This window comes from Acidimicrobiales bacterium, assembly GCA_035512495.1.
Taxonomy (GTDB): Bacteria; Actinomycetota; Acidimicrobiia; order Acidimicrobiales; family CADCSY01; genus DATKDW01.
In genome coordinates, this window is record DATKDW010000078.1 from 1 (window position 1) to 2,706 (window position 2,706).

At 69.5% G+C, this 2,706-nt stretch carries 3 protein-coding genes; 1 reads left to right on the plus strand and 2 read right to left on the minus strand.

The annotated features are described in order from the left end of the window. Positions 1–269: 269 nt before the first annotated feature. Positions 270–1,832, plus strand: coding sequence for an HD domain-containing phosphohydrolase (locus VMN58_11610; GenBank protein HUF33841.1), 1,563 nt, complete (start codon positions 270–272; stop codon positions 1,830–1,832). Positions 1,833–1,859: 27 nt separating this feature from the next. Here VMN58_11610 and VMN58_11615 read toward each other — a convergent pair whose 3' ends face one another. Continuing rightward, a complete protein-coding gene (locus VMN58_11615) occupies positions 1,860–2,327 on the minus strand; it encodes a GYD domain-containing protein (protein ID HUF33842.1) in 468 nt (155 codons plus the stop codon). A gap of 160 nt (positions 2,328–2,487) precedes the next feature. Then, the coding region (locus tag VMN58_11620; protein HUF33843.1) for a homocysteine S-methyltransferase family protein at positions 2,488–2,706 on the minus strand (219 nt) is incomplete at its 5' end.

Consider the following 2,706-nt stretch of genomic DNA (forward strand, 5'->3'; position numbering starts at 1 on the left):
ACGCAGAAGATCTTGTCGTCCACCACGTAGCTGTGGACCCATTGCACGTCGGGCCCGAGGTCTCGAAGCACCTTGTTGGACTGGCTGGCGATCCCGCGCAGCTCCTCGGTGCTCATCTGCCCGGCACCGGGAACGGTCCGCTCGATCACGTACTTCGGCATGGTCTGCCTCCTGTTGTTTGTGGTCGGTTCGACCGTACGAACCTTCGCGGGTCCGCACATGAGGCATTCACCCCAGGGCCAGCAACCCCGACGCGTAGATTGGCGGCCATGGACCAAGGGGGTGGCTCCGGGGTCGCGCTGGCGGACGTGTTGGCCGCCCTGTCCCTGGCCACCGACCTGGGGCTGGGTCAGCCCGCCGAACACATGCAGCGGTCGAGCCGGCTCGCCATGAGCTTGGGTCGGAGGCTCGGCCTCGACGACAACCTGTTGTGCAATCTGCACGACGTGTCGCTGCTGACCTACGTCGCCTGTCCGGTCTACGGCGACGACGTGGCCACCAGCTTCGGCGATGACATCGCCTTCCGGGCCGGGGTGACCGACGTCGACCTGGCCGGGATGCCGGCCATGGTCTACATGCTCCGCCGCGCCGCTTCATCGGGCTCGGCGTTGCAGCGGGCCGGCCGGGTGGGCAGATTGATGGCGACCCGGGGCCAGGACGTCCTCGCCCAGATGGCCGACCACTGCGCTGCCGCCGGCGAGCTCGCCGGAAGTCTCGGTGTCGACGACATCGTGCGGAGGAGCATCGAGCAGAGCTACGCCCGCTGGGACGGTGAGGGGTTCCCGTCGGTGAGCGGGGAGGAGATCCCGCTGCCCGCCCGCATCTCCCATGTGGCCGAGACGGCCGAGGTCCTCCACCGCACCGGCGGTGTGGATGCAGCGGTGGAGGTTGCTCGGGCCCGGTCGGGCACCCACTTCGACCCTGCCGTGGTCGACGCCCTCGTCACCGATCCCAACCCGATCTTCGCCAACCTCGATGATCCGCTCCCTGACCCCGATCCGAACCCTCGCCCCCTCACCGACGACGCCCTCGACGCCGCCTTGGCCGCCATCGGCGACTTCTGCGACCTGCGCTGCCACAGCTTCGCCGGCCATGCGCACGGCACCGCGGAGCTGGCCGCAGCAGCCGCCACCGAGCTCCAGCTGCCGGGCGCCACTGTGCGGCTCCTTCGCCGCGCCGCGTTCGTCCACGACACCGGCCGGGCGGGCGTCCCCGCGTCCATCTGGCAGAGACCCGGGCCGCTCTCCACCACCGAGACCGAGCGAATGCGCATGCACGCCTACCTCGTGGAGCGCATGTTCAGCCGGCCCGACACGCTGGCCCGCGTCGGCGTGCTCGCCGCCGCCCACCACGAGCGGATGGACGGATCGGGCTACCACCGGGGCCTTTCCGGGTCGCTGATCGCTGCCCCGGCCCGGATCCTGGCTGCCGCCGACGCCTACCACGCCATGGGCCAGCGACGGCCCCATCGCCGAGCGCTCGACCCGGACGAGGCGGCCGCCGAGCTACGAGCCGACGCCACCGACGGGCGGCTCGACCCCGCGGCAGTCGACGCCGTGCTCAACGCCGCCGGCCACACCACCCGAGGCCTGCGGGCCGGCGGACCCAAAGGGCTCACCGCCCGCGAGACCGAGGTGCTCGCCCTCCTCGCCCGAGGGCTGGCCAACAAACAGATCGCCCGGGAACTGTCGATCAGCCCGAAGACGGTGAGCAACCACGTCGAGCACGTCTACACCAAGCTCGGCGTGTCCTCCCGGGCCGCTGCCGCCCTCCACGCCATGCGCCACGGGCTGGTCGACACCGACCACATCGCCGCGCCCGGTACCCCTTGACCGCCCGCTCCGACGCCACCGCCATCGTCAACCGCCCGGCGGACGCCAGCTGCTCTGCGTCTCCCGTGCCCGGTCGACCTGCTCGGGCGTGAGCAGCACCGTCGTGGCCACGGCCATGCGGCCCGAGGAGGAGAACTGCATGGCCAGCCCCGCGGCCGTCTCCTGGTCGGGGACATCAACAATGACGACGACGTCGTCAGCGCCGAAGGCGAAATAGAACGCCTCCAGGGTGCCACCCACGCTCTCGATGGCGCTCTGCACGACCTCCCGTCGAGCAGTTCCGCCTTCCGCCAACACACCGGCGACACCCTCAGCGTTCAGCGACACCTGGAACAGGAACTTCGGCATGTTGCCTCCCCTGGACGCGATCAACTCCACACTCGCGCCGACATCCGCCTGGCGCAATGGCGCATCCGCCCTACCACTCTGTTCGACTTTGTTCGACCCATCGCACTCCGGCCTCGCCTTCTGGACGTTCTGGACGTTCAACGTCACGTGGCGACCACGAACGATCGTCATCCCATGTCGGACGTGGTTCCCGATGTAGTGCACCCGGGATTGATCGGATCCCTGTGCCTCGGGTGTCGCATCACCCGCATCTGCTGCAGGTGGCCCAGCCGCCGAAGGGAAGCGCTGGGATGTCTGCCTGTGCGTGCTACTCCGTCGAAGTGACGCAGGCACGGGCGATGGCTTCGACATGGCGAGCATCCGTCCCGCAGCAACCCCCGAGAACACGAAAGTGGGGATGTGACCGGAGGAGGCTGGCATAGAGGGCGCCGAGCTCCATGGGGTCACCGTCATCGAGCACCTCGGCCTCGTCGAGCTCGGCGTGGCTTGCTCTCGACGCGTTCGCCCGGATCAACTCGAGGCGACC